The organism is Pantoea sp. Taur, from assembly GCF_009830025.1.
Taxonomy (GTDB): domain Bacteria; phylum Pseudomonadota; class Gammaproteobacteria; order Enterobacterales; family Enterobacteriaceae; genus Pantoea; species Pantoea communis.
Genome location: NZ_SZZZ01000062.1, coordinates 1 through 712, shown reverse-complemented (window position 1 = coordinate 712; position 712 = coordinate 1). Strand labels below are relative to the sequence as shown.

Annotated in this window: 2 tRNA genes and 1 rRNA gene; all 3 read right to left on the bottom strand. The window is 49.0% G+C overall.

The window, feature by feature from the left end:
- Nucleotides 1-267: 267 nt before the first annotated feature.
- Nucleotides 268-343 (bottom strand) — tRNA-Ala (locus FD744_RS25230).
- 145 nt (nt 344-488) lie between these two features.
- Nucleotides 489-565, bottom strand: a tRNA-Ile gene (locus tag FD744_RS25225).
- Between the two features lie 74 nt (nt 566-639).
- A 16S ribosomal RNA gene (locus FD744_RS25220) occupies nt 640-712 on the bottom strand; the annotation flags it as partial.

Below are 712 nucleotides of genomic sequence, written 5' to 3'. Positions count from 1 at the left end.
ATTAGCACGTCCTTCATCGCCTCTGACTGCCAGGGCATCCACCGTGTACGCTTAGTCGCTTAACCTCACAACCCACAGGCGTTTTACAACGCATGCAGACTGCAAGCATTTGAGAGACTCGAACACATCGTTTATTCATTCTTATTACGGAGAATGAATACGACGTGTCGTTTCAATTTTCAGCTTGTTCCGGATTGTTAAAGAGCATAATACTTCGCAGCACACTGTTGCCGGTACGCTCTGAAGTATTGTTTTGAGTCACTGTAATGGTGGAGCTAAGCGGGATCGAACCGCTGACCTCCTGCGTGCAAGGCAGGCGCTCTCCCAGCTGAGCTATAGCCCCATACAGTTACTGCAGAGACCACTACTACCACTCACCAGGAGTCCCGTTTTTTGAAAACGGTAATTCGTGCTCAGGCAAGGCATGTACGAAGGACGTTTACTGTTGGGTAAACGACTGAGTACATAACGCCGCATGAGTGCGAATTTGGTAGGCCTGAGTGGACTTGAACCACCGACCTCACCCTTATCAGGGGTGCGCTCTAACCACCTGAGCTACAAGCCTGTAGAGGTTTTTTCTGCTCGTTACTTTTCTATCAGACAATCTGTGTGAGCACTTCGAAGGAAGGTATCTTCAGGTAAGGAGGTGATCCAACCGCAGGTTCCCCTACGGTTACCTTGTTACGACTTCACCCCAGTCATGAATCACAAA